Here is a 24,334-nt window from a genome sequence, read left to right as displayed (position 1 = left end):
GGGTGGGTTAATCCAGAATCCTCGGTCTTGTTGTTGCATCATAAGTTTAGCATGCAAACGGATCCTTATCGTGATTACAAAATGAGTTCAATTTATCCGCTGTGATCGTCACATCAGCTTCTAACAACTAAACTGGACAAAAAGTCCGCCTCAACTAAGCTTAATTCAGACATAAAGTCTGCTGAGGAAACATACGTTATGAGTCGAGGTACGGTTAAGTGGTTTAATGCTGACAAAGGGTTTGGATTTATCACCCCTGACGAAGGCGGTAATGACCTTTTTGTGCATCATTCCGAAATTCAAACATCTGGTTATGCCACATTAGAAGATGGCCAGAAAGTTGAATTTGAAGTGGGTAGCGGGCAAAAAGGGCCTTGTGCCACCAATGTAACAGCTATTTAAATTAATTATGCGCTAAAAGGATTAATCATCGAAATGATGACTAATCCTTTTTTTACGACCAAAAAACCGCTTAGAGGGCATTCATTTGCCTTCTACAGGGAATAAATATACATAAGTTTCAAATATCTCTCGGTTATCGTAAGCTATCAACTAGAAACCAGAGCCTATTATGCGCTATAATACGGCGCTTTAAATACGCACGTTTGTAATAAATTAACAAAACCGGGATTCAAAGGCATATGGCAGTATTAACTATTCTTACGGCACCAAACAAAAAATTAGAGATACCAGCTGAAAAAGTAACAGATGTAAATACAGTTCAAACATTAATTGATGACATGCTTGATACTATGTATGAAACAGAAGACGGTATTGGCCTTGCTTCGACGCAAGTTGGTCGTAAAGAAGCCGTTGTTGTCATTGATATTTCAGAGGGTCGTAATGAACCTATGGTATTAATCAACCCAGTTGTTGTTGAAGGTGAAAACATCGAATCGGGTCAAGAAGGGTGTTTATCTATTCCTGGCTACTACGCTGATGTTGATCGTTATACAAAAGTGAAAGTAACCGCATTGGATCGTGAAGGCAACGCAATTGAAATCAATGACGATGGCTTTTTAGCAATTGCAATGCAACACGAGATTGATCATCTTAAAGGTACGCTTTTTATTGATTACCTATCGCCATTGAAAAAGAAAATGGCATTAAAGAAAGTTAAAAAAACAATTAAAGAAATGGCCTAATAGGGTCTAGAGCAATGCTGAAGGAGCTAAGTTAAGTGAAAGGAAAAATTATATCGTACATTTCTGCAAAGAAGTTTGGTTTTATTTGTGGCGATGATGGCGAGAGTTATTTCTTACATGTGTCGAGCTTGCTCGATAAAGCCAATGAATCTAAATTGGTGAAGGATGTTGTTGTTGAGTTTGAACCAACAGAAACATCTAAAGGCCTTGCCGCAAAACAAGTACACGTACCAGATGTTAACTTTAAAAAACAGTTAGTTGCTTTTTTCACTGCAAAAAGCAACCAACCAAGATACGGGCATGTTGTTGCAAGACATACACTGAGCACACGTTTCTTTAAAGATCAAAACGAAGGTCGTAGCCATATTAAACAGTTGGCGGCAGATATTGGTTGTAATGCTATTTTAAATACAAATGTGGAAAAGAAGACCTTCTCTGGAGGTGGTGAAGATTTCACTATGTATTCATTTAGCGGTGATTTTGCATTAGTTACAGAAGATGTTCCGTGTAATAACGACGCGCAATGTGATGAGTCTGTAGCAATCATTAATACTAATATTACAGCCGTAGCAGGGCAGTTTCAGCGTGTGAATCGTAAAGAAATTAAAGCGAAAGCAAAGCAATTACGCAAGTTTAACCCACTGTTATTACTGGGTGCGGTTGTTATTCTAGGTGTTGTTTTCGCAATTTCGATGTAGCTCGTTGATACAGCTCGATGAAATAGTTCGGTGTTATTGAGCTAAGTCGGTCTTTTTGACATGATTTGAATGTAAAGCGGTGGTATTGAGTTAACTCGATATCACCGCTTTTTTATGTGTGTTTATTACATAAAAGCGTGATGTGTTAGGGCTATTTTATCTTTCACTCTGAATTAACTACTTATTTGTTGTAATATAACTACGACATTGTTGATGTAATTTCCTGAGGTTGTATGTATAAATTAGTCGCGTTAGATATGGATGGTACTTTACTTAATTCTCAAGGTGCTATTTCACCGCGTAATAAGCAGGCGATCCTTGCTGCAATAGCACAGGGTACACGTGTTGTTCTTGCTTCGGGTCGACCGTTAGAGGGGATGACCTGGGCGCTAGAAGAGTTGGGTATGATCGGCAATGATGATTATGTTGCTTGCTATAATGGTACCTTGGTATATCAAGTGGCAGGTAAGAAGTTGTTACGTAGTCAAACTGTGACTGGTGCCGACGCGAAAAACCTGGCGAGTTTAGCGAGTAAGTTAGGTGTTTATGTGCATGCATTCTCATTAAAGCATGGCCTGATTACGCCTAAGCATAATTATTATACAGACCATGAAGCTAAAATTAATGGCCTGACGATCACTGAAGTCGATTTTAGTACCTTAAGTGATGACGAAGAAATATTGAAAGTAATGATGATTGATGAGCCTGATAAACTGTCTGCGGCGATCGCTCAGTTACCCGCAGAGATTTATCAGCAATATAACATCTTGCAAAGCGCCCCTTTCTTTTTAGAGTTTCTACATACCGACAGTCACAAAGGCATAGGTGTTAAAGCCATCGCTGACCAATTTGGTATTAATGCAGATGAAGTGATTTGTATGGGTGATGCTGGTAACGATAAACAAATGCTGGAATACGCTGGTTTGGGTGTGGCAATGGATAATGCCAGTGATGATATTAAAGCCATCGCTAATCATATAACAGCAAGCCATGATGATGATGGTGTGGCGCTTGTCATTGAAGCGTTTATTTTAAAGTAATAGAACGCGCTATTCTATAAAGAGAAGATATGGGTCATGTTATTGAAATTTGACCCATTTTCTATTTACTTAGTCTTTAATCTCTTCTAGTTTTTCTATAATTTTATCTTTGTTATCGATCAGGTCTGATATCTTCTCTTGGGCTTGTTCGAATGCATCACTTTCTACGATGTTATTTATTTCATCAGTATAATTAACACCGATATAAATACCAAAACCAATTAAAATAATAGCGAAAAGTTTAAACATATTAGTTCCAATCTAATGATTAATTTATTGTTATCTATCATATAATACCAGCATTAAACTCTATTATGAAAGAGAACAATGGCAAATTTTAATACACACCTTAATGTTGCGGCCCTATTAACAGGTGTTTCTTCTGCAAGCTTAGTCGCGGCTGGCCACATAGAACTTAATACTGCGATTTGGCTTTGGTTCTTAGGGACAATTGGTGGATTGTTACCAGATATTGATTCGGATAATTCGACCTCCCTCGATACCATATTCAACATCTTTGCGTTTTCTGTTATTTTGATCATTATGCGTTACATGACGAGTGCGTATTTTGGTGAGTTGAGTTTCGTTGAAGTTATCGCGATACCCGTGGTGACTTATGGGATCATGAAGTACGGGCTCAGGACGATTTTTGAACGCTTAACCGTGCATAGAGGAAGCTGTCACTCGTTATTGTTTTTAGTTTTATGTGGACTGATCACGACTCAGATAATTGCGAATATCGATGGTATCGATTCTGATAAGGCGGATAGTCTTGCTTGGTTGTCTGGTGGTTTTGTATTTTTGGGTGGCTTTATACATTTAATGTTAGATGAAATGTACAGTGTTGACTTACGGAATATTAAGATAAAGCGTTCATTTGGTACGGCGTTGAAGCTAGTCTATTTGAACAGCAAGTTATTGGCGTTAGGCATGATAATAGCCGTTGGCGTACTTTGGAAAACGACACCCGAAATTGAGACAACACTGGATATGCTCTGTGATTGGTCGATGTTTTCGTTAGTTTAATACAGATAACGCGCGGGAGGTTAACGGAATAAGTGCTTAGCTGGTATCAGATAAGCACTTATTGTATTACGTATAAATGCGAAGAGTTAAAGTGCTTCGATATCCACAACTGATTGTGTGAATTCTGCTAGTTCAAGTTCTGCACATTCGCCTTCTGATACCCAGTTAAGGCCAACAATCACGTTATCTTCGTTTAGATCTTCAATCCAAAATTCAAGTAAATCAGATACCGAGATAGCTGTTGGTTTAAACGCTTTCCATTCATCACAGCAATGCTCTTGCGCTAATGCTTGAGTAGACCAAAGCGGCATTGCATCTGTGTCTTCAAAGTTTACTGAATCACAAACAACCCAATCTTCACCTGACTTGTCTTGTAAACCCCAAACTTGTTGGCTAGGTTTTGCGTCAGCAAAGAATTTCGTCAATATTGGATTTGTTTCTTTCATGGGGTTCTCATTGTATTAGGATTAATGTCGGCATTATACGTTTTTACTAAACGAATAGACAGTTAATATAGCATGTTATAGGTGTTGTGGTGTTTGTAAAAATAACAGATCTTAATTCGCGGACAATTGTCGAACAACCAACTATTGCGGGTATTTTTATGTCTATATATAGTGTTAAGTTAGAATTGATCACCGTAAAGTATATTTACCTTCTCATTTGGTATTACCGTACAGTCAGCCCCTTTACTATAAATCGTAAAGAAGCTGGCTAGGTACGACTCACTGTAAATGCTTAGGTAGATTTACTCTAGAATAAGTGAGCATTTTGCAGTTGCAGGTTAGTTTTATCATGAAAATATAATTGTAACGGTTCTGATTTGTTACCATATTTATCATATAGATAGAATTTATAGATACTTGGAAGGTGACTCGCTTGTCCTTTCTCACAAAGATTAACGACATTAGACTGACCTATTCTACACCAATCACCAGCTTCACGATTAGTATAAAATGATGTAATGCCTAGTGGCTTTTGATTAACAGGAATTCCTCTTGGTATATTAGTCAACGCTGTACTATTCATATCATCATTGTGTACTAGCACTGATGTGTTTGGATCCCACAATACGGCAAAATCAACTTTCATACTCCCGACCCACGCTCCAGACACATCGTTTGCTCTCCAGAAAAGGATCTCACCTTGACCACTTTTTGAACCAAGATTGACTGTCCCTCTCTCGTTACTTTTCTTTTCCATATACAGGAAAGGATAGTTATCATCATTATTTTGAGCGAAGAATTCCCAATTGTATACTTCCCTAAAACGTTGGAATCCATTCGACCAATTGTGACTATAAAGGGTACTCACTTTCATAGTAACATTTGTTGCAGAATAAGCTGTGGGCTGGACTGTAGTTAACACAATCGGGTCTGGTGATGATATGTTACAAGTATCATAATCTTCGCCATTAAGGTGAATTGATGCGCATAAACGATGAGTTACTCTGTCAACATTAGGTTCACCGTATTGAAAATAAATGTTCTGAGAGATAGAATTTTTATTGAGATTATTTTCCATTAAAGAAAGTTCACAATGTTGTTTCTTATCTCTCACGTAGTTGCCGTTTTCTTGGAATGTATAAGATAACCCCTCATGCTCAGTGAATTTTCCGACAGTATTTACATAATTTAAAGCGTGCTTGTTATTCCAATTATATATTGTTATTTTTTCTTGTAATTGGCTGTGTGAGAATGGCTCGGAAATAATATTATTATCCTTGTCAAGGACATCAAATTTAAGAATTGCTTTCGCTTGCATACGGCCATTAGCATATATTTCAGCATTACTTCCTGTATCTGATAATTCAGTCCATTGGAATGTTATATCATTTCCGATATGCCAATCACTTTCCGTAGCCTGGCTAGAGAAAATAGTAAACGAGGGTATTATTAGTAGTGCATACTTACTTAGTAATTTAAATTTCATCTGTAACTCCGACTTTATTTTATCCATGTCAACAATGTATTGATATAAGTAAATGTAATATTCACTTCTATTGATGATCGCTATAAGGCTCTTCCGTTCATCGTAAAGCGTAATGAATCGTACCAGAAGAACCCTGGAGCAAGTCCTGGTTTATCTGTTACGTAATGGTGAATAGTCATTGTTTCTGATTTATTACCATACTTATCAATTAATTTTATCGCTAGTGGATGATCCCAATTATCGGCGTGTCCTATATTTTCATCGTAACATACTGGCATACCATCAATACGGTACATACTTGCCACTAAACCATTTGGTAGTGGTGATTCTTTTAGTGGCAGAATGCAGTTCTTATGTTCAAGACCTGCTAGATTGGTCTTTGCTCCATTTCTATAAAGAGAAGCATACATTGAGCTATTATTAGAGCTAGAGTACTGTGAACCACGGATAAATCGGTGTCCTTGCTGATCGCTATGTTCGGATGGAAACAGCAAATCACCGTATTCAATAATTTCGTAATCCATAAAACGCTTACTATTTTTATCTGTAAATGTGTAGTTTGTTAGCGTAAAGCCTTGGTTAGCTGTATGTACCTTAATATCATCATTGCCATAAGTAACGGGTTTGAATGCAGTAACAGGAAATTTTTGTTGTCTTGTCTTGCAGCTATCATAAATGATAGGTAGATCATAATAATTTGACAGTGTTAAATTTAATGACGTACACATTTGCTGTGATGCTGGAGATGCACTTGTGCTTATATAAAAGGTTGTCTTAGCACTTTCTTGTTCAGTAAAACCACCGGAGTTATATTCAGGTACATTTGTCCCACTATGGCAAATATTAGTAGGTAAGTGTCCAACATACTCGCCTTTATTTACAGTTACATGCCATGGATTGGTACCATTATTATAAATATTATCTGTATTTTTCCAGTCATGATTTATATAATTTCCAGAACTCTCTTCATACAAAGATAAGCCTTCTTTATAATCATTTACGGTAATGTCTAGCAGTTCGGTGTCACCAGTCTCTGAATTTGTATATGTTGCTCTTAATTTAGTGTTAACTTCTATCTGTTGTTTATTATTAGAAAATAAGCCAGCTGATTCCATTTTGTCTAAACCGAAAACACCGACTTTATATTCTACATCAATACCAAAGGACTCATTAAAGCTATCATAGAATTCCTCGATTTTTACTTTATGCCCCTCAATGTCTTCCACTTCTTTATCATACAGATCATCATAACCAGGCTGGTGTAATTGAACGTAATTATTGACCAAAGAATATTCAATATACTTATATTCTTTGTTGAAGAAGTCAGCGAATATTATTTTTAATTCACCATGAGTAGGCGTCGTCCTACTTAGTGTTTTTGTCAGCGCTATATAGTTTTTCAAAAATCGTTCTTTTTCTTGTGCACTCGGATCGTTATCGTAATCTAGATTCTCTATTTCATCATAAAGAGCAACACGCACTAAATACCACCCAAAACTGCTAATTACTTCATCATCATCGTCTAGAATCCATACATCTTTTTCTTGTACGTACAACTCCATTGCCTTTTGAATTTCTTTACCTTCCCTAGTCGCAGATTGGCGGTTAACCATTTTTATTTCAAAATCTTTTTTAGCTAATGCAGACTCATACCAATCATTGTATAAATCCTGTTGCTGTTTACTAACATCATAGGGCTCGGTGTGAGCATTTTTTTGTATTTTGTTTTCAGTGGAAAGCGCATGTGTTGATATAGATAATAATCCTACAGCAGTGAGTAGGGTTTTAGATATCCTGCTGATGTTAATCATAATTCACCTTAATATACTATTTAAAAGTCGGGTTAGTTTACACTGCCTCAATATAGGTAAATACAACCCAGTGTTAAAGTACTGTTAAGTTATGCGAACAAGTGTAATTAAGGTTAAGTAAGTGTGTCTATTTGTAATCTTTTGTCATCTAATTTAAGTTTTTGTAATTCAAAAGTTGTATGTGAGTGTTGTTTGTTATTGTATGTGATGTCTTTTGTAGCTATTAGGTGTGGAGTAGTGGGCCTAAATAAAATTTAGAGCAATTACTTTTGATTTACTCTCAATAAAAATAATCAGAAGAAAAATATACTGGTTAGGATACAAAACGGTGGCCAAAATTAGTTGACCACTTAATTTTAACAACTGCTTTTTATTTTAAGAAAGGACTTTATTATGAGTGATATTGACGAAATTGTTTCGAATGCATTTAATTTTTCAGACCATTTAGTATCAGGGCCTAATCCAAAAACTGGTGGGTTTGGGGTTCAAATTAATCTGGGTAGTTTAATCGGTAATTTTACTAAAGGACCTGAGTTTACATTATCAATATCTTATTCTTTTATGAAAAGTAAGACAGAAACTTGGGCTGGAAATGGTTGGGTTGATAATATAGGTAAATATGATTTAAAAAATAACATGTTGTTTTTGACCAATGGTCGAAGTTATTCTTTACATAAAAAGGCAAATCCTTATTACAATAAACCAAATGATATGAAAATTATAAAACATACATCTGGTTCTTACGTGTTAACAGTAATTCATAAAGATGGAACAAAAGAGTACTTTCGAAAAAGTGATGGTTTATTATCAAAGATAACCAATGCACTTGGCGAGTCTTTATACTTTATTTACACAACAGATGGATTAATACGTTCAATAAGAGACTCGAGTAAAACAAACTCTATTACTATTAAGTACGATAGGTCTCAAGTTGAAATTATTAGCGCAACGAAAGAAGGAAAAAAAACGAGTGTTTTATTAAAAAAAGAGATTAGTGGAGGGCGATTAAGTTCTGTATCTTTACCTGATAATGAAGAACTTTTTTATAAATTTGAATATGATAAATTTTCAATTAATTTTGATGTGATTAAAACGATTACGCATCCTACTTTGTTAATAGAAAGATTAGAATATACTTCATTGCCTTTAATGTCAGGAGCACCTACAAAAAATTTACCTAGAGTACTTCATCATACTATTATTAATGGGAGAGATCGAACTAGGGTTGACTTTGATTTTAGTAAGCATAATTATTTAGGATCTGAATTAGCGGGTAAATTTAAACCTTATCTTGATCCCTTGTTAGAAATAAATAAACCATATAATTACTCTTCAATAGAAACGGTAAATAATAAGGGGGAAACACATTCAGTTAAGCGTACGTACAACCGTTTTCATTTATTAACCGAAGAGATAAATTTTGTTAACAACAATATGATAAGCAAAATTAAGTATGAGTACAATGATGATGAAAGACGAGACTTCACTGGACAAAAAGATAACTATAGCCTGCAAACAAGTGAAAGGAAGCGATACTATTTTGATTCAGGTGAACGCGAATCTGAAATTACCACTGCTTATGATCGATGTGGAAATCTAACACTAGAGGTAAGCCCTAGTGGAGAGGTTGAATATCAATACTATCCAGCTAAAGGAGGAGATGGTCCTCAAGATCCACACAATTTTATTAATTATATAGATAAGATAATAGAAAAACCAATTAATAAAGATGTAAATAAAGAAAGAAAAATCACGGATTATACTTACGATGTAATAGGCATTAATAAGGGCGGGCATAATATTATAAGGCCTGTTAAAGAAGAAAATACGCATTCATTTAATACAAGCTACGATTATTATGATGTTATAAATGATGACATGAATTTTGGTCTTGTACGTCAAGAAGTAAAATCATATGGAACATATTCAGTAACCGCCGTATATACTTACGAACTGCCTGGAAATGGTACGTTTGTCGTTAATGAATTAAGAAACTACCTAGATAAGATTGCCGAAAAAGGTAGTAGTATTATACATTCCTATAAACAAACTGCCTGCTTATTAACAGGACTGCCATTAGAAGAGGTTGACCATAGAAATTTAGTTACAAAGACAACCTACAATTCATTAGGGAAAGTACTTAATAAATCAGTAGCTTTTGGTACAAAACATGAGGTTGAATTTAACTGTAAATATTTATTTAAAGCACAAGGGTATGTGTCAAATTCAGTTATATTTATGAATGAAAATGGGAGTGAGTGCAAATATACTTATGATGGACAAGGTAATGAGATTAGTAAGTATATAAAAGATGCATTAGAAGCCGTTTGGGATTTAATAAGAACGAAAGAGTATGATTCATTTGGTAATGTGGTTTCTGAGACTAGCTATGACCAAGATATTAAATCTAAATGTGTAACAACAACTAAGTATAATGAGTTCAACGAAGAAATTAAAGTAACGAATCCTGATGGGACGGTTAAATTATTAATTAGAGATCCTGTTGCTATGACATTGACAGAATATAATCCTGGATTGTGCTCTGTTAAAACATATTTTGATGAACGAGGTCTTGAGGTTTGTACTGAAATTATTGATGCGTCAGAAATAACTTATGAAAAAACAATCAGGAGTTATGATGATTGGGGAAATCTTGAGGATAAAATTAATCATCTTGGGCACAAGGAATATTATAGTTATGATATATTTGGCCGTTTGAATAAAGTAATAATGGCTAATGGCCAAATTATAAAAAATAAATTTAGTGATAATTTTTCAGGTGAATTTATTCTTGAAAAATCATTAGATGGTGAACTACTCGGAAGTAAAGATTTTGATGCAATAGGCCGCTGCTATAAAAATAAAAATATGTCGGGAGAAACAGCCTATGAATATAGTGATAGTAAAGATTTAAACCCTACAGTTAAAATTATGGCTGATGGAACTAGGATAAAGATTACGAGTAATATTATATTGGATTGCATCACGGAAACCGAGAAAGAAGGGGCCGTTAATGATGAGTTTGATTTATTCCATCTGATTTTGACTCACGATGATATAACTGGAAATTTAGATGAAGGTGAAATAGATGGCATATTTACTGAATATAGCTACACACCAAGCGGTATATTGTCGAGTCATACAACGACAGTTAAAAAAGATGATGATAATAGCGGTGAGGTGAAATTTTCTTTGGATTACGACTACTCAATAAGTAATTGCGTACGTAGACAAGAGTTAACGTTTAATGATGATAATAGTCATCAAATTATTTATAGTCATGATCAACTTGGTCGAGTATGGTTTATTAAATTTTATGGTCTTGCTACATTAGAAATAACTTATAATGACTATGGTCAAATTGAATCTAAAGAACTAAAAGATTTAGGATATAGCCATTTATCTAATACAATTACGACATTATTTTCTTATGATAAGGTAGGCCGTGAAAAAGGACGTCAATTTTTTAAAAATGGCGTGCTAATAGAGGAAGCTAATCTGTCGTTTGACTGTATTGGGAAGGTAGAAGAGAGAAGTCATATTCGTGGGAAGGATAATGTTCTAACTGAGGTATTCACTTATTCTAATATGGGAAGGGTAGAAACGGTAACCAATCGAGGAACAGAACTTCCGTATGATAGCAACAATAACCCAATATCATTTCAGGCGTTTAGCTATGATGATTTAGGTAATATAAGAGAATGTTCCAGTGTATTGCAGGGGATAACGAGTAAAAACACGACGACTTATGAGTATATGCGTGATAACCCTTCTCGTTTAGAATCTATATCTAATAGTAATATTGATTATCCTAATATGTCATTTAGCTATGATACGAATGGCAATAGACTTAATGATGAAAATGAATGTGTATATAGCTATGATCATAATAATAAATTGAGGAAAGTAAGAAAAGGCGATCAACAGACAATCTATAGTTATGACTGTAATAATAAACTAACCAGACAAAAGATAAAGCAAGGTGATGGTAATAAAGATAGTTTATTTTATTTTTATGATAACGATGTACTTATTGCAGAGATGGTACCTTCTAGTGGAGAGAAAGTTTTCTACTTGATACATGATAATCAAAAAATTGGCCGTTTTATTGATATCAATGGGGATATATTTATTGAATACTACATTTGTAATCAAAATGGTTCTGTATTGTCAGTAATTGATTTTGATAATAATGACGTTAATTTTAATTATAGTTTATATGGTAATCGTAATGAGATGAATCATGCTTTAAATAGCCAAGGAGATAAATGATGTCTAAGAATATAAATAATCATTTATTATCTAAAATGGTATTAAAAAAGTCGAGTCAACGAAATATATCATTAGATGATACGCCTAATTTATCAAAGCGTAATTTTATGGCCAGAGGTTCAATTCTCATTGCATGCGGTGGTTTAGTTAATTTTTATCCCTCATCATCATCAGCAGTAGGTTTATTTACTGTGACACGTATACCATTAAGACCAACCATATCAATTTTAGTTAATCCTATCGGCTTTAATGGGGAACGTATAGACCCTATTACAAAAGGCTATAATTTAGGGGGGGGGTATCGACACTATAGACCATCGTTAATGTGTTTTATGCAGTTCGATTCAGACGCCTCTCCCTTTGGTGAAGGGGGGGTTAATGGTTATAGCTATGCTATGGGGGATCCCGTTTTATTTATAGACCCCACTGGACGTTCTATTAGTTTATCGGAAGCATTGCGATATACGTTTGCTTATATTATTAATGGTTTAACCCTTGTTGCAGGTGTAGTGACGGCGAATCCTCTACTTGTCGTAGGAGCTATAGCCGGAATTGCTGGAACAACATTCTCTCTAGCTGCTGCAACTCAAGAAGAAGGAACACTTAAGGATACCCTCAATTACGTGGGACTTGCTTGCAGTGTGGTTTCTGCAATAGCTAATTTGGGGGCTGCGACTCAAGCTCTGAGTTCCATATCGAATACTGCGTCAACGGTTAAGAAAATGCAAGGAGTGTGGAAAGTTGTAAACGAGTCAATATCTGTAACAGCTGCAACCCTCACTGTTGTAGGTACTGCAAGTGATAATGATGGAATAAAACAAGCAGGCGCTATAGTTGGTATAGTTGGAAGTATATCTAAAGTTGGATGTAACTTTAAAGCTAAGGGGCTTAAGCCAAAGTCACGTCAGCCTAAAACAAAGTTAGGTAACCGTTCAAGGAAGTTGGGATTCATGGGTGACGTTAAGGAGCTGACCCGTGGTGCTGATATTATCGTAGCTGGCCTTGATATTGATAAAAAAATTCGGAATGGATATTATTAACGCTATTATCACGTCTAATTTGGTGTGTTTTCTGAACCAGTTGTTGCTAAGGTGAGCGGGGCTGTTGTTTAATGCAATATTTGTATTTACAACTAAAGTCTACTTCTATATTGTTCGTTCATTGCTGCGGAGGGGTGGCAGAGTGGCCGAATGCACTGGTCTTGAAAACCAGCAGGGGTTAATAGCTCCTCGAGAGTTCAAATCTCTCCTCCTCCGCCATCTATTAGAGAAGCCGATACTTATTCATTTAAGTATCGGCTTTTTGCTTTCTGTATTTAGCTATGTAATACACAAAATTGTTGACCTAGAAAGTTGGAATTCCATTTCCAGAAAAGCTAATTTTAATATTATTTATTGTACTCAGGTCGATATTTTCCCAGTTATTTAATTTTATGGTCCAAGTTGTAAAAGGAGTTGGCATAAAATAGTTTAACGCATAATCAGATGCGATAGCGCCACTTGTCAGAATATTCACTTCTTGTGTTTGACTATTGACCAAATTGTAAATTATTCTTCTAAATAATGGCATGGCTGTAAAAGTGTAATTATCTTGATACCTTCTATCTTGATAAGTACCACTTGATAGTAGGTCAATGTTATACAAACCTGTCGGTAGTTCAGAGCCTTCTATCAATACACTGGCTTCATCTAGTCTTACTCTGTCGAAATCTGCAAATATGGTGCTATTTAAGGGTAAGGTGAAATGTAAAATACCGGTATTTTTAAATTCGGCTAACTGATCTATGTCACTAATGTTATGACTAATCGACGAAAAATCTTGTGGACGTGGGTAAAACCGATCCAAACTAGCAGCTTCCTGCTCACGCATAAACGCAAGATCCCGCGTATAAGCAGCAAATGACTTGTTTAACGACGGGGTGACAACACTCTCTTCTAAAGACCAGTAAGCAAACGCAGACTGGTAATTGGCAAGGGCGATAAACATAGGGCGCTTAAGGTTACTCAAGGTGCGAAAAAATGCGTCTTCTAACGCGTTAACTGCACTTGCATCGTCATCAATCGACGAAATAAGCGCTGATACCCGGTTGATATTGGCCGCATTAACTTGACTCGCAATTCTTAAATCAATCTGTCTTGATAACTCTTGAGCCAAATTAATCTCTGTTGCTGAAATCGCTTTTGCTTGCGCTGCAAGCCTTTCTAGCTCTGCAAGATATGGCGTAGCCCCTGGAACACCCGCACTAATCACAGGCGCAAAGTTAGCGCGAGCATCAATGAGGAATTCATCCCACACTAGATTCGATGCTTCCAGTGTAGGTACTGTATGCTGGATCGAATTATAGAATTTCGCGATATCATCGACCACAACTTGATATTTAACATCGTTAGAGAAAGAGTCGACAGCAGCTAGTGATTCTTGAATCTCACGCTGTTTTTTCGCAATATAATCTAATTGTTTCTTTAACAGGATTATTTTTGTGCCTAAGTCAGGGAGAGTCGCTATGAATTTAATTAAACCACTCGGGTCACCGCCAGCAGAACCTGCAATCGCGGTACCGGCATTAGCTATTGCACTGACTACATCAAACACGGTTTGTATGGTTGCACGGTCTTGAAAAGTCTCTAAACCTTGTCTAAACGCAATTTGAGCTTTAAGTATATTGGTATCTTGGCCTTGATAGTTAGTCGTTTGCTTAATAAGCGACTGTCTTAACTGATTGACTTGGTTAACGGACCTTTCAATAATCGCAAATTCAGCATTACTGACGCTTTGCAAATCTTCAAGCATGAGAAGGGCAAACTGCTTACGATCTGCAAGCACGATATTTCGATCAATATAGTTCTGATATTTGTCTTCATAAGCGCCCATTGCAGCTAAATAACTCGCATAGGTATATTCATACATATCATGGTTTAAGCTCGGCACATAATTAGGATTATTGTAAGAGAGTTGAATGAATTGCTTTAAGTTTGATACTTGTAAATAGAGTGACTTTAATTCTACGTTGTTAGCAATTGTAACCGGCGTGAACCTTAATACGCTTTCAACCCAGTCAAGCATTGCAACGCTAAGTTCTGGTGCGTTATCAAAAATAGATGCTGCCATGTCAAAAGAATGATTAAAAACAGCTAAGTATGGGCTAAGATCAATTGCGATCAAGCCGTCTATTTCATTCTTTATTACGGTCTTGTTATATACTGTTTCTGAGATAGTATAAATTTCACCAAAACCATCCGTTACTGGTTCCACAATATCAAACTCATAACCAGACGGGAGTAGGGTGATCACGTTTATATTATCATTAATGTTTTTTACAAATATTCCCAAGCTGACTGAGTTTGGCGTTCTTGCATCTATATTCAATGTGACGGCTTTATCGCCGGTAATGTTTCTCGCAAATATAAATAATCTCTGATTCGTTAAGTTTGTGATAACACTTTCAGTAACAACCAGTGTATCTGCAACAATTACGATTACATTCGGTTTATTAGTACCAGTCGTTAATGAATAATCATTTAAAATAGTACTTAAATCTAACAACATTCCCGAGGCTAAATAAGTCTGCCCATCATTGGTAATCGTTTTTTCAGTCACGCTCTCCGGTAAATTTTTAGGTTGTGCAAGCTTATAATAATCAACCCAGTCAGTGGCGTTAACGGCAAAGCTAAATAATAAACTGAGTGTCATAATAAAAGTGTTTAAAACTTTCATCTTATGTCCTTATGATCATCGAAATATGAATAATATTGATTGAGTCGATATAGGTCGTTACTGTTATTTATCTAACCCTGAATAGCGTTAGATAAATAGAGCCAGACAAATAGTGTTAATAAATATTTCTATTCCATGATCACATAAGCGTTTTGCGCAAATCTTCTCGCCTTAGTGCTTATTTCGAGCCATTTAGGCCCTACGGCTCCAGCTAGTGGACTACTAACAATACCAGCTACCATTAAATTGGCATTTCGTAAGGCGTCATCACTATCTAATGAGTTTAACGATGTAGTGAGAGAGTCAAAATCACTTTCTAGGCCCTGCCAGTGTTGTTGTACTTTTTTAAGTTTAGGAAGTGCATTTTCAATATGTGTCAGCATGTCATCGATGTTTGAGTGCGCGAGTTCGTAAGAAGCAGCAAGGTTAACCGCATGTTCTAAACTTGCATTTGCCGAATTTATTTGATTGTTTACATCTTCAATCAAATTATCTAACCTGTCTTTTCTAGCGCCTTCAATACTGCCACAAATAATTAAAACAAGCGGACCTCCTATTGCGCAGAGGCCAATATTACGTTTCGCTTCACTTAGATCGCTCCTGTAACCTGCTATTTCATCGCTTAACAGACGGATGTTCTCTCTTAACGTACTAATAGTAGCGCTGCTTAATAATGTTGAAAAATCGCCTTCAATAACATCAAGTTGTGCTTTTTGTGCTTCAACATCGGCTGAGAACTGCTTTAAATCCTCAACGGCCTTCGTTGTTGCTTGTTGTTGTAAATGTGTAAAGTTTTTCAATACATTTAAAAATGCGAGTGCTGCATCACGATTCACCGCTGCAGCCGAAAGGTTAAAGCTTATTGCGTTTTGTTGTAGTTGGGTGATCTGCTCTATCATCGGTAAGATAAGTTTCGGATGTATATCGCCGTAGTTTGCAAGCTGCAACGCTAAATCAACAATGCTTGGGTAAATAGTTGAGTTCCAATCATGACCGGACTGATTAATGTTGGTAAATTCAGTGAGTAAATTCTGATATTCATACGTAAATTCATCGTTAGCGGGGAATTTTGTGAGTGTGCGTAAAGATGCTTCTGTTTTTGGTAATGAAACTGCAGCCGTTGCATAGGCTTGAATTTGATACCATTCTGCGGATGAAAGTAAGGATGTATCTGACCCTGTATCAATAAATAATGAGTCACCTCCAAAATCGCCTTGGATAGTATCATAATCAAGAGGAGGAATTTCAGTTACGGTTTGTGCATGCAATAATGTTGAGCCTACGACAGATAAAGCAAGTAAGCTAATTTTGAAGCCACGTAGTCGTTTATTAGTTGTTTTCACTTTCATTTGTCTGTTCCTCTAGATAAATATCATTTTATTTTTACGGTTTAAGAAATATTAATCCTTTTCCGCGATAGGAATATGCCAGAGCGATATGATTATTTTTGGAACACAGATCGAAATTTTATATGTATTAAAATTTCCAATTATATTTATGATTATTTATGAGTATAAAATCATTGATTTATAAGTGTTTTATTTTTATTTTAAATATGTATAAAACGCAATGTTATTGCTAACCAGCACAGTTAATCGCAGTATTAATACATAAACAGGGGGGGATTTAGAAAATAATTTTTAACATTGTAAATTACAAAATATCTCCTACATAGGCACCATCTAAATTCTGACTATTTAAATTAGAACGTTCATCTTTATTAAATACTCAATAAGAAATATATAGCAATATTTAGCTTTTCAGGTTATATATGCTAATTGGCATATAAGATGTTAATTATTATGATGTTAATTCATTATCCTGATAGAAGGTTCCTTTCATGACATACCAAATTTCAAACAATGTCATTTTTTGTAAAATAAAAGCGAAGCTTAAAAGTCCAGTAAGGACACAGAAATTAAATTCATCAGAAAAAGAAATCATAGACTTGTTATGTATCAAAAGGGGGTCTGTTGTTTCTAAAGAAGAGCTGAAAGTAATAGGCTGGCCAGGACTGGAAGTAACCGATCAATCTTTAACACAAGCTATTTATTCGCTAAGAAAAAAATTATCATTATGTGGCGCGAATGATGTTATTGCGACTGTATTTAATCAGGGCTATACCGTTAAAAATGCGGAGGTATTATCGGAAGATGCGTTATTTTTACAAGCGCACTCTATCTATAAGATAAAAGCGACAAATATACTGCCATTTTTAATTTGTTTACTATTACCCTACATACTCTATGATCAGTTTCTACACAGTGAAAGTAATAATGAAGAATTGGGTTTCTTGTCTCCTCAAACAAACTATATACATAATGGCAACTATCTTACATTTATCTCAAATGAGAATATAAACAAAGATAGAAAAGTTATGATTGAAATGTTCTCTGATAAAATACCAACTAAAAGTAAGGTATTTTCTTTTATAACCAATAATAAAACCTATATTCTAGCTTGTCCATTAAGTAATAATGCCATTATGTGTGACAGTACTGTAAGCAAAGTATTAGAATTACCTGCCAATGAAGAGAATATTGCGGCTAATAAAGTGAAAGAGTGGTTCTCATTACAGCAAAAAATTAAAAGTGGGTTCCCGCTATTTACAGGGGTGATGATGAGCGCGACTAACTATATGTTTGTAGATGAACAACTCACCATAACGGATAAAGTGCGCTTTCTTTTCGATTTTAACAATCAGGTCAAAAGCGGATTTAAAGAATTCAAGATTAAAGATAAAACATATGAAGGGAAGTATAAAGGCTCTATATTATATTCAAAAAAATCAGATACAAAAAATACTTTTATTAGCCGTAGCGGTGATTTTACGCTTAGTTTTGATAACAACGTCGGTACCGCAGCGTTAATTATGAAAAATAGAACGATAGATATCATCCCTTTTAATCGTATCATGAAAGACAAATGGAGCAAAAAAATTACAGAAAAACGTGTCATTTGGAAGGTTGAAGAATGGGGGGACCAATCTCTATGGGTATCAATTTCCGCTAATAAGATGTGGTTGTTTGAAGAACATCCACTATATTAACTTTTACTTTCTGCATTGCGATATTTAAACCACAATGTTACTAATAGTAACTCTATTCCCTCATTGATTATTCAGATCTCTTATGACCACCGCTAAATTCACGCAAGGCTCTACGCTGTCTCATATCATTTATATGAGCTCTACAGGTGCTATTGGCTTAACTTGTCTTTTCCTCGTCGATTTACTCGATCTTTTTTATCTCAGTTTACTTGGTGAGAAACACTTAGCTGCGGCTGTTGGTTATGCGGGTACGGTGGCCTTTTTCACCACCTCAATTTCAATTGGTTTGTCTATTGCGATGGGTGCATTGGTATCTAAAGCTTTAGGGCAGGGGAAACGTGAGAGTGCAGAGTCTTATGTGACGAATGTCAGCGTCGTTACTATTTTTGTATCACTGATCATCATGTTATTAACTTGGTTTAATATTGCAACGCTGTTGAGTTTGTTGGGTGCCAAAGGCGAGACGTTACGTTTAGGGACTGTGTATTTACAAATCTTAGTCCCGTCAATGCCGCTAATGTCGATCGCTATGTCACTCGGTGCGAGTTTACGTGCAGTCGGTGATGGTAAACTATCTATGCTATCGACGATTGGCGGTGGTTTAGTGAATGCGATATTAGATCCTATTTTCATTTTTACGTTAGGCATGGGTATTGAAGGTGCGGCCATCGCGAGTGTGCTGTCCCGTTGCGCTGTATTTGCACTGTCATTTTATGGGGCTTATTCAAAGCACAAGCTATTAGGCCGTTGGCATGTCAATGATTTTAAAGCGCAATTTCCCTTTATTATGGCGATCGCGCTACCAGCAATGCTAACGAATATTGCAACGCCAATCGGTAATGCGTTTGTCACGCGTAGTATTGCGGAATTTGGTGATAGCTTTATGGCGGGTTATGCCACCATTAACCGTATTCTACCGGTTGCATTTGGGATGATCTTCGCGTTATCTGGGGCGATTGGACCTATTTTAGGACAAAACTACGGTGCTAAATTAATCCCGCGCGTGCGTAAAAGTCTAAAAGACGCATTATGGTTCTGTGCAGGTTATGTGATTCTGGTGTCTTTGATTCTGTATTTGCTCGAAGATTACTTGATCAGTGGTTTTAATCTGACTGGTGATGCGGTTGAAGTGGTTACTTTGTTTTGCCGTTTATTAGCGCTGACGTTTATTTTTAATGGCATGATGTTTATTGCTAATGCAAGTTTCAACAATCTGGGTAAACCTAAATATTCGACTTGGTTTAATATGGGCAAAGCGACACTGGGCACGATCCCATTTGTCCTTATTGGTGCCGAAATTGCGGGCGTTAAAGGAATCTTAATCGGTCAGGCGCTGGGGTCTGTCTTCTTTGGTATTGCTTCTATCATGTTGGCATTTAAGCTGATAAAACAAAAAGAATGTAAAACCAATAGTGATCAAGTGCTAGTAGATAAACTGACTGAGGTTACAACGACATCGACAGTGAATGCGTTGTCTTCTGAATGTTCGCAGTTTGGTATGTACAGCGAAGAATGTGATAGCAAAGGTTGTAACCTGTTGTTAGATGAAAATGGAAAAAATGTTAACTCTTAACCTGTAAGTAAATAAAAGAAACTAATAATAAAGTCAAAACTAAATTAGTACTTTAATTTTAACAAAGTGATGTAAACTCGATAATAATGCTTTCGAAAGAGAAACAAGTTCTTAATCGGGTTATTTTGAGACTTGCAACATTAGGCTCGGGTAATTAAGTAATACTTGTTTTATGTATCTAAATAAAAATTTAAATGGAGACGTATGTTACATCAAACCATTATAAAAATACGCGGACAAGTAAATAAGTTAATACCAATCCCGCTTCCTAAACTTATTGAAGGTGAAGGCTCGGTCGTACAAACAGCGGTAGTATTAAAAGAACTCGGCGGTGCTAAACCTATGATTGTCACCGATGCGATGCTTGTTAAACTTGGTATTGCGAAGCAATTAACAGATGCGTTAGAGATTGCAAATATTGACTACGTCTTGTTTGATGACGTAACCCCAGATCCAACATTGCAATTAATTGCTAATGGCCTGAAGTGTTATAAACAAAACGGCTGTGATAGCGTGATTGCTTTAGGTGGTGGTTCACCGATGGATTGTGCTAAAGGCATTGCGGCTGCTGCCGTTAAAAATGTCGACGCGAAGAAATTGGTTGGTTTGCTACGTGTGCGTAAAGCTTTACCGCCATTTATCGCGATTCCAACGACGGCGGGTACAGGATCTGAAGCGACGGTTGTTGCTGTGGTAACAGACCCGGATAAAAAACAAAAATTTACTATCGTAGACCCAAGCTTGGTGCCAGCTGTTGCCATTCTTGATCCGCTATTGATGTTAGGACTTCCGGCTAAAATCACCGCTGAAACTGGCATCGATGCATTAACGCATGCGGTTGAATCTTATATTGGTTGTTACGCGACAGAGCAGACGAAAGCGTATGGTTATGATGCGGTAAAACGTATTTTCGCCAACCTACCAAAAGCATATGCAGATGGCAGCGATGTAGAAGCCAGACGTCAAATGTCTATTGCTAGCTTTAATGCCGGTGTTGCCTTTACCCGTGCATCGATTGGTTATGTGCATGCAATTGCGCATCAAATGGGAGGGTATTACCATATTCCTCATGGCCTTGCGAATGCAGTGATCTTAGCACATGTCCTTGAATTCTCATTTGAGAGTGCATTATGTCGTTATGCTGAACTGGCTATTGCAGCAGGACTTGCGACGAGCGATGATACTCAAATTGAAGCGGCGCATAAGTTTGTTGCCGGTGTGAAGGCATTGAATAAAACCTTGAATATTCAAGCTGACTTCCCAGAGCTTCAAGCTGATGACATCCCTGAACTGGCGAAACGTGCAGTGAAAGAAGCGTATTGTGAATACCCTGTGCCGAAACTGATGAACAGAGTACAATGTGAGAGCTTGTTGAAGAAGTTATTACCAGCGAGTTAACTACGCTGTTAGTGGTGATGCTATTGATACGGTAGAGAGATGTGGCGAGCAATAGTTGGGTGATAATTAGATTATATTAAGAAAAGACATTCATAACGATAGCTTTATCGATATGAATGTCTTTTTTGTATTAGTCGTCGCGAGTCAGTACTTCTAATAACTCAATTTCAAAACTTAGATCTGAATACGCAGGGATCACTGACCCCATTTTACGTTCGCCATAAGCCAGTTCTGAAGGGACGAACAGTTTACGTTTACCGCCCACCTTCATCCCCATAATACCTTGATCCCAACCTTTAATCACACGGCCAGTACCAATTACACATTGAAATGGTTTACCTTTGTCGTAAGACGAATCAAATTGGGTTCCGTCATTTAAAAATCCACGATATTGCGTCATGATTAAAGCACCTTTCACGGCTTCTTTACCTTCACCTATCACGAGGTCTGTCACTTGTAATTCTGTCATATAGTTAATCTCATTAAAGTCCATCGAGAGGTCAATTTGGCCTCGTAATACGGGAGATATTATCATTAAATGCGCGCGAGTGTATGCAGGATCATGATCGGCACTATGAAAAACAGGCAGCCAGTTGAACTGATGCATATAATTAGTAGGTAAGGCAGTTGTAGCCTTATGATAACTACGTGTGTTCCATGGGTGTAATATGCCAAGATTATTTACTGCTATAGAAGTCTCGAATGATGTTGATCGTGAATTGAATACGCTTGTTCCGACGACAGAGCAGAACGTCGCTCAGGATACGAAACATATAACGCTGCGATTTATCGGTAATGTCACTGAAGCAGAAGCGACTGCCATTGAACTCGAATTGATATCCGTCAATGTCGACCCCTTTGCGTTGGCGGTTTCTGGTTGTCAATTTTTCAAATCTCATGGCGCTAAAACAATTTTTGTCACTAATATTATGCCAAGTGCGGCGCTGACCGACCTTCATCAACTCATCACTGTGGTATTGCTGCATCGGGGAATAAGCGTCGAGGAGCGTAAATACGTGCCACATATTACGGTGGCTCGTATTCATAGACCCAGTGATGTATTGATTGATTCGCTATTAGAAAAGGGTAAACGTGTCTCAACAGCGTTATCAGTTACCGGATTTGTATTGTATTGTGCTGAACATGATCCAATGCCAAAATATGTTAAGCGCAGGGAATATATATTCACTAAACCTAATACCTGAACAGTAATTAAGACCGTATTGTTGATGATATTAACGCTTGTAGAAGCCAAGATGGTTGGTTGTATTTTACTACCGATCGGCGCTATTTTACGGTTAGGGCCATCACACGAGTAGTCTTGTCGAATTAGGGGTTAGAAATGGCAGATTCGAAATGCAATATTATTATGACTAAGTACTCTATTGGTGACTTAGTGCATCACAAATTATTTGATTATAGAGGGGTCGTTATTGACATAGACCCGTATTTCCAATTGCCTGAAGAATGGTATCAATCAGTTGCTCGCAGTCGGCCGCCGAAAGATAAACCTTGGTATCATGTGATTGTCCATGATTCGACACGCTTAACCTATGTCGCAGAGACAAACCTAGAAGTCGACCAGAGTGGTAATAAAGTAAATCATCCTATGGTAAATAAACTTTTTACTGGTTTACAAAATGGGCACTATATTAATGCGCATAAAGCTAGCTAATTTTCCTTGTGACTACGACGTTAAAGCCTGACGTAAAAAACCTTGATTGTCTGCTAACTGTCGGGTGGCAGTACTGTAATCTACGCCGTTTAATTCCATTAAAATAGCCGATTTTACATGCTGGTTGGCTTGAACCAATAATGTTTGAGCGCGTTCGCGCTCTACACCGGTGACATCCATAATGATGTTTTCGCTGCGTGTAATCAGCTTTTTATTTGAGGTTTTAACGTCAACCATCAAGTTTTGATAAACTTTGCCTGTTCTCACCATTGCGCCTGTACTTAACATGTTGAGTACTAATTTTTGTGCTGTACCGGCTTTCATACGACTTGAACCTGTGAGTACTTCAGGACCCACAACAGGGGTAATCGCAATTTTAGCAATGGCCGCTATTGGCGAGTCATTATTACAACTGATTGCAATCGTGTTACAGCCGAGTTGATTGGCAAAATTTAAACCGCCAATCACATAGGGGGTTCGACCTGATGCGGCGATGCCAACAACAATATCGTGTGGTGTTAATTGGATCTGGTTTAAATCAACTTGCGCGGCATGTAAATCATCTTCTGCCCCTTCTTGGGCTTTAAACATTGCCGCTTCGCCACCTGCGATAATACCTTGTACTTGCTGGCTACCTACACCGAATGTTGGTGGGCATTCCGATGCATCTAATACACCTAAACGACCGGATGTACCGGCGCCTATATAAATCAATCGCCCGTTTTGTTGAAATGCATGCGCAATCATGTCAATTGAAGCTGCAATAAGGGGTAATTCAAGTTTGATAGCTTGAGTGATTTTTTCGTCTTCACTGTTGAATAGCTTAACAAGTTCTAATGTTGAAAGTTGATCTAGGTTAGCACTTGCTAAATTTCGTTGTTCTGAAGTAAGCGATTTTATATCCATAATAACTACACTCATACAATACAGACGCGGGGTCTACTGAAAGGATTGATAGGGATGAGTTTAAAACAGAAATGTATAGAATGCTAGGGCGCTTG

Annotated in this window: 20 protein-coding genes and 1 tRNA gene; 13 read left to right on the top strand and 8 right to left on the bottom strand. The window is 36.8% G+C overall.

The window, feature by feature from the left end; genetic code table 11:
* The first annotated feature begins 198 nt into the window (after positions 1 to 198).
* The 4 genes from AKG98_RS07380 to AKG98_RS07365 all read left to right on the top strand — a co-directional run bounded on the left by AKG98_RS07380 (position 199) and on the right by AKG98_RS07365 (position 2,883).
* A complete protein-coding gene (locus tag AKG98_RS07380; RefSeq protein WP_006033612.1) occupies positions 199 to 402 on the top strand; it encodes a cold-shock protein in 204 nt (67 codons plus the stop codon).
* A gap of 239 nt (positions 403 to 641) precedes the next feature.
* Positions 642 to 1,145, top strand: a complete 504-nt coding sequence (def, locus tag AKG98_RS07375; protein ID WP_067043605.1) for a peptide deformylase — start codon at positions 642 to 644, stop codon at positions 1,143 to 1,145.
* Positions 1,146 to 1,180: 35 nt separating this feature from the next.
* On the top strand, positions 1,181 to 1,843 hold the full coding sequence (locus AKG98_RS07370; RefSeq protein WP_067043604.1) for a cold-shock protein: 663 nt from the start codon (positions 1,181 to 1,183) through the stop codon (positions 1,841 to 1,843).
* A gap of 233 nt (positions 1,844 to 2,076) precedes the next feature.
* Positions 2,077 to 2,883, top strand: a complete 807-nt coding sequence (locus tag AKG98_RS07365) for a Cof-type HAD-IIB family hydrolase (RefSeq protein WP_067043600.1) — start codon at positions 2,077 to 2,079, stop codon at positions 2,881 to 2,883.
* Between the two features lie 69 nt (positions 2,884 to 2,952).
* On the opposite strand, the gene AKG98_RS07360 is transcribed toward AKG98_RS07365, so the two are convergent.
* Positions 2,953 to 3,132, bottom strand: coding sequence for a hypothetical protein (locus tag AKG98_RS07360; protein ID WP_067043596.1), 180 nt, complete (start codon positions 3,130 to 3,132; stop codon positions 2,953 to 2,955).
* 78 nt (positions 3,133 to 3,210) lie between these two features.
* Here AKG98_RS07360 and AKG98_RS07355 point away from each other — a divergent pair, with 78 nt between their 5' ends.
* Complete coding sequence (locus AKG98_RS07355) at positions 3,211 to 3,909, top strand: metal-dependent hydrolase (RefSeq protein WP_067043593.1); 699 nt, start codon at positions 3,211 to 3,213, stop codon at positions 3,907 to 3,909.
* Positions 3,910 to 3,995: 86 nt separating this feature from the next.
* Here AKG98_RS07355 and AKG98_RS07350 read toward each other — a convergent pair whose 3' ends face one another.
* The 3 genes from AKG98_RS07350 to AKG98_RS07340 form a co-directional block, all read right to left on the bottom strand.
* On the bottom strand, positions 3,996 to 4,355 hold the full coding sequence (locus AKG98_RS07350) for a DUF2750 domain-containing protein (protein ID WP_067043590.1): 360 nt from the start codon (positions 4,353 to 4,355) through the stop codon (positions 3,996 to 3,998).
* Positions 4,356 to 4,662: 307 nt separating this feature from the next.
* Positions 4,663 to 5,841: a hypothetical protein gene (locus tag AKG98_RS07345; protein WP_067043588.1), complete on the bottom strand. Its 1,179-nt coding sequence runs from the start codon at positions 5,839 to 5,841 to the stop codon at positions 4,663 to 4,665.
* A gap of 80 nt (positions 5,842 to 5,921) precedes the next feature.
* On the bottom strand, positions 5,922 to 7,652 hold the full coding sequence (locus AKG98_RS07340; RefSeq protein WP_067043585.1) for a hypothetical protein: 1,731 nt from the start codon (positions 7,650 to 7,652) through the stop codon (positions 5,922 to 5,924).
* Between the two features lie 393 nt (positions 7,653 to 8,045).
* Between AKG98_RS07340 and AKG98_RS07335 the strand changes: the two genes are divergently transcribed.
* From AKG98_RS07335 to AKG98_RS07325, 3 genes are all read left to right on the top strand, one after another.
* Positions 8,046 to 11,924 (top strand): RHS repeat protein, encoded by a 3,879-nt coding sequence (locus AKG98_RS07335; protein WP_067043583.1) that lies wholly within the window; start codon positions 8,046 to 8,048, stop codon positions 11,922 to 11,924.
* Positions 11,921 to 12,964: an RHS repeat-associated core domain-containing protein gene (locus tag AKG98_RS07330; RefSeq protein ID WP_067043580.1), complete on the top strand. Its 1,044-nt coding sequence runs from the start codon at positions 11,921 to 11,923 to the stop codon at positions 12,962 to 12,964. The genes AKG98_RS07335 and AKG98_RS07330 overlap by 4 nt, the downstream gene beginning before the upstream one ends.
* A 128-nt stretch (positions 12,965 to 13,092) precedes the next feature.
* Positions 13,093 to 13,183 (top strand) — tRNA-Ser (locus AKG98_RS07325).
* 85 nt (positions 13,184 to 13,268) lie between these two features.
* On the opposite strand, the gene AKG98_RS07320 is transcribed toward AKG98_RS07325, so the two are convergent.
* Together AKG98_RS07320 and AKG98_RS07315 are read right to left on the bottom strand one after the other, a co-directional pair.
* Positions 13,269 to 15,638, bottom strand: a complete 2,370-nt coding sequence (locus AKG98_RS07320) for a hypothetical protein (protein ID WP_067043576.1) — start codon at positions 15,636 to 15,638, stop codon at positions 13,269 to 13,271.
* Between the two features lie 128 nt (positions 15,639 to 15,766).
* Positions 15,767 to 16,987 (bottom strand): alpha-xenorhabdolysin family binary toxin subunit A, encoded by a 1,221-nt coding sequence (locus tag AKG98_RS07315; protein WP_067043573.1) that lies wholly within the window; start codon positions 16,985 to 16,987, stop codon positions 15,767 to 15,769.
* A 491-nt stretch (positions 16,988 to 17,478) separates the two neighbouring features.
* Between AKG98_RS07315 and AKG98_RS07310 the strand changes: the two genes are divergently transcribed.
* The 3 genes from AKG98_RS07310 to AKG98_RS07300 all read left to right on the top strand — a co-directional run bounded on the left by AKG98_RS07310 (position 17,479) and on the right by AKG98_RS07300 (position 21,658).
* Positions 17,479 to 18,687 carry a helix-turn-helix domain-containing protein gene (locus AKG98_RS07310; RefSeq protein WP_067043570.1) on the top strand — a complete coding sequence of 403 codons (1,209 nt, stop codon included), beginning with the start codon at positions 17,479 to 17,481 and terminating at the stop codon, positions 18,685 to 18,687.
* A gap of 82 nt (positions 18,688 to 18,769) precedes the next feature.
* On the top strand, positions 18,770 to 20,260 hold the full coding sequence (locus tag AKG98_RS07305) for an MATE family efflux transporter (protein ID WP_067043567.1): 1,491 nt from the start codon (positions 18,770 to 18,772) through the stop codon (positions 20,258 to 20,260).
* Between the two features lie 204 nt (positions 20,261 to 20,464).
* Entirely contained in the window at positions 20,465 to 21,658 is a 1,194-nt protein-coding gene (locus tag AKG98_RS07300) for an iron-containing alcohol dehydrogenase (protein ID WP_067043564.1), read from the top strand.
* A 130-nt stretch (positions 21,659 to 21,788) separates the two neighbouring features.
* On the opposite strand, the gene AKG98_RS07295 is transcribed toward AKG98_RS07300, so the two are convergent.
* Complete coding sequence (locus AKG98_RS07295) at positions 21,789 to 22,127, bottom strand: FKBP-type peptidyl-prolyl cis-trans isomerase (RefSeq protein WP_067045104.1); 339 nt, start codon at positions 22,125 to 22,127, stop codon at positions 21,789 to 21,791.
* 199 nt (positions 22,128 to 22,326) lie between these two features.
* Between AKG98_RS07295 and thpR the strand changes: the two genes are divergently transcribed.
* Positions 22,327 to 22,863: an RNA 2',3'-cyclic phosphodiesterase gene (gene thpR, locus AKG98_RS07290; protein ID WP_067043561.1), complete on the top strand. Its 537-nt coding sequence runs from the start codon at positions 22,327 to 22,329 to the stop codon at positions 22,861 to 22,863.
* A gap of 137 nt (positions 22,864 to 23,000) precedes the next feature.
* The gene (gene hspQ / locus AKG98_RS07285; protein ID WP_083543911.1) at positions 23,001 to 23,333 is read left to right on the top strand and encodes a heat shock protein HspQ; all 333 of its coding nucleotides are present in this window, start codon (positions 23,001 to 23,003) and stop codon (positions 23,331 to 23,333) included.
* 12 nt (positions 23,334 to 23,345) lie between these two features.
* Here hspQ and murQ read toward each other — a convergent pair whose 3' ends face one another.
* Positions 23,346 to 24,239, bottom strand: coding sequence for an N-acetylmuramic acid 6-phosphate etherase (murQ, locus tag AKG98_RS07280; protein WP_067043558.1), 894 nt, complete (start codon positions 24,237 to 24,239; stop codon positions 23,346 to 23,348).
* Between the last annotated feature and the right edge of the window lie 95 nt (positions 24,240 to 24,334).

This window comes from Moritella sp. JT01, assembly GCF_001574435.1.
GTDB lineage: Bacteria > Pseudomonadota > Gammaproteobacteria > Enterobacterales > Moritellaceae > Moritella.
This window is presented reverse-complemented; position numbering and strand designations above follow the sequence as displayed.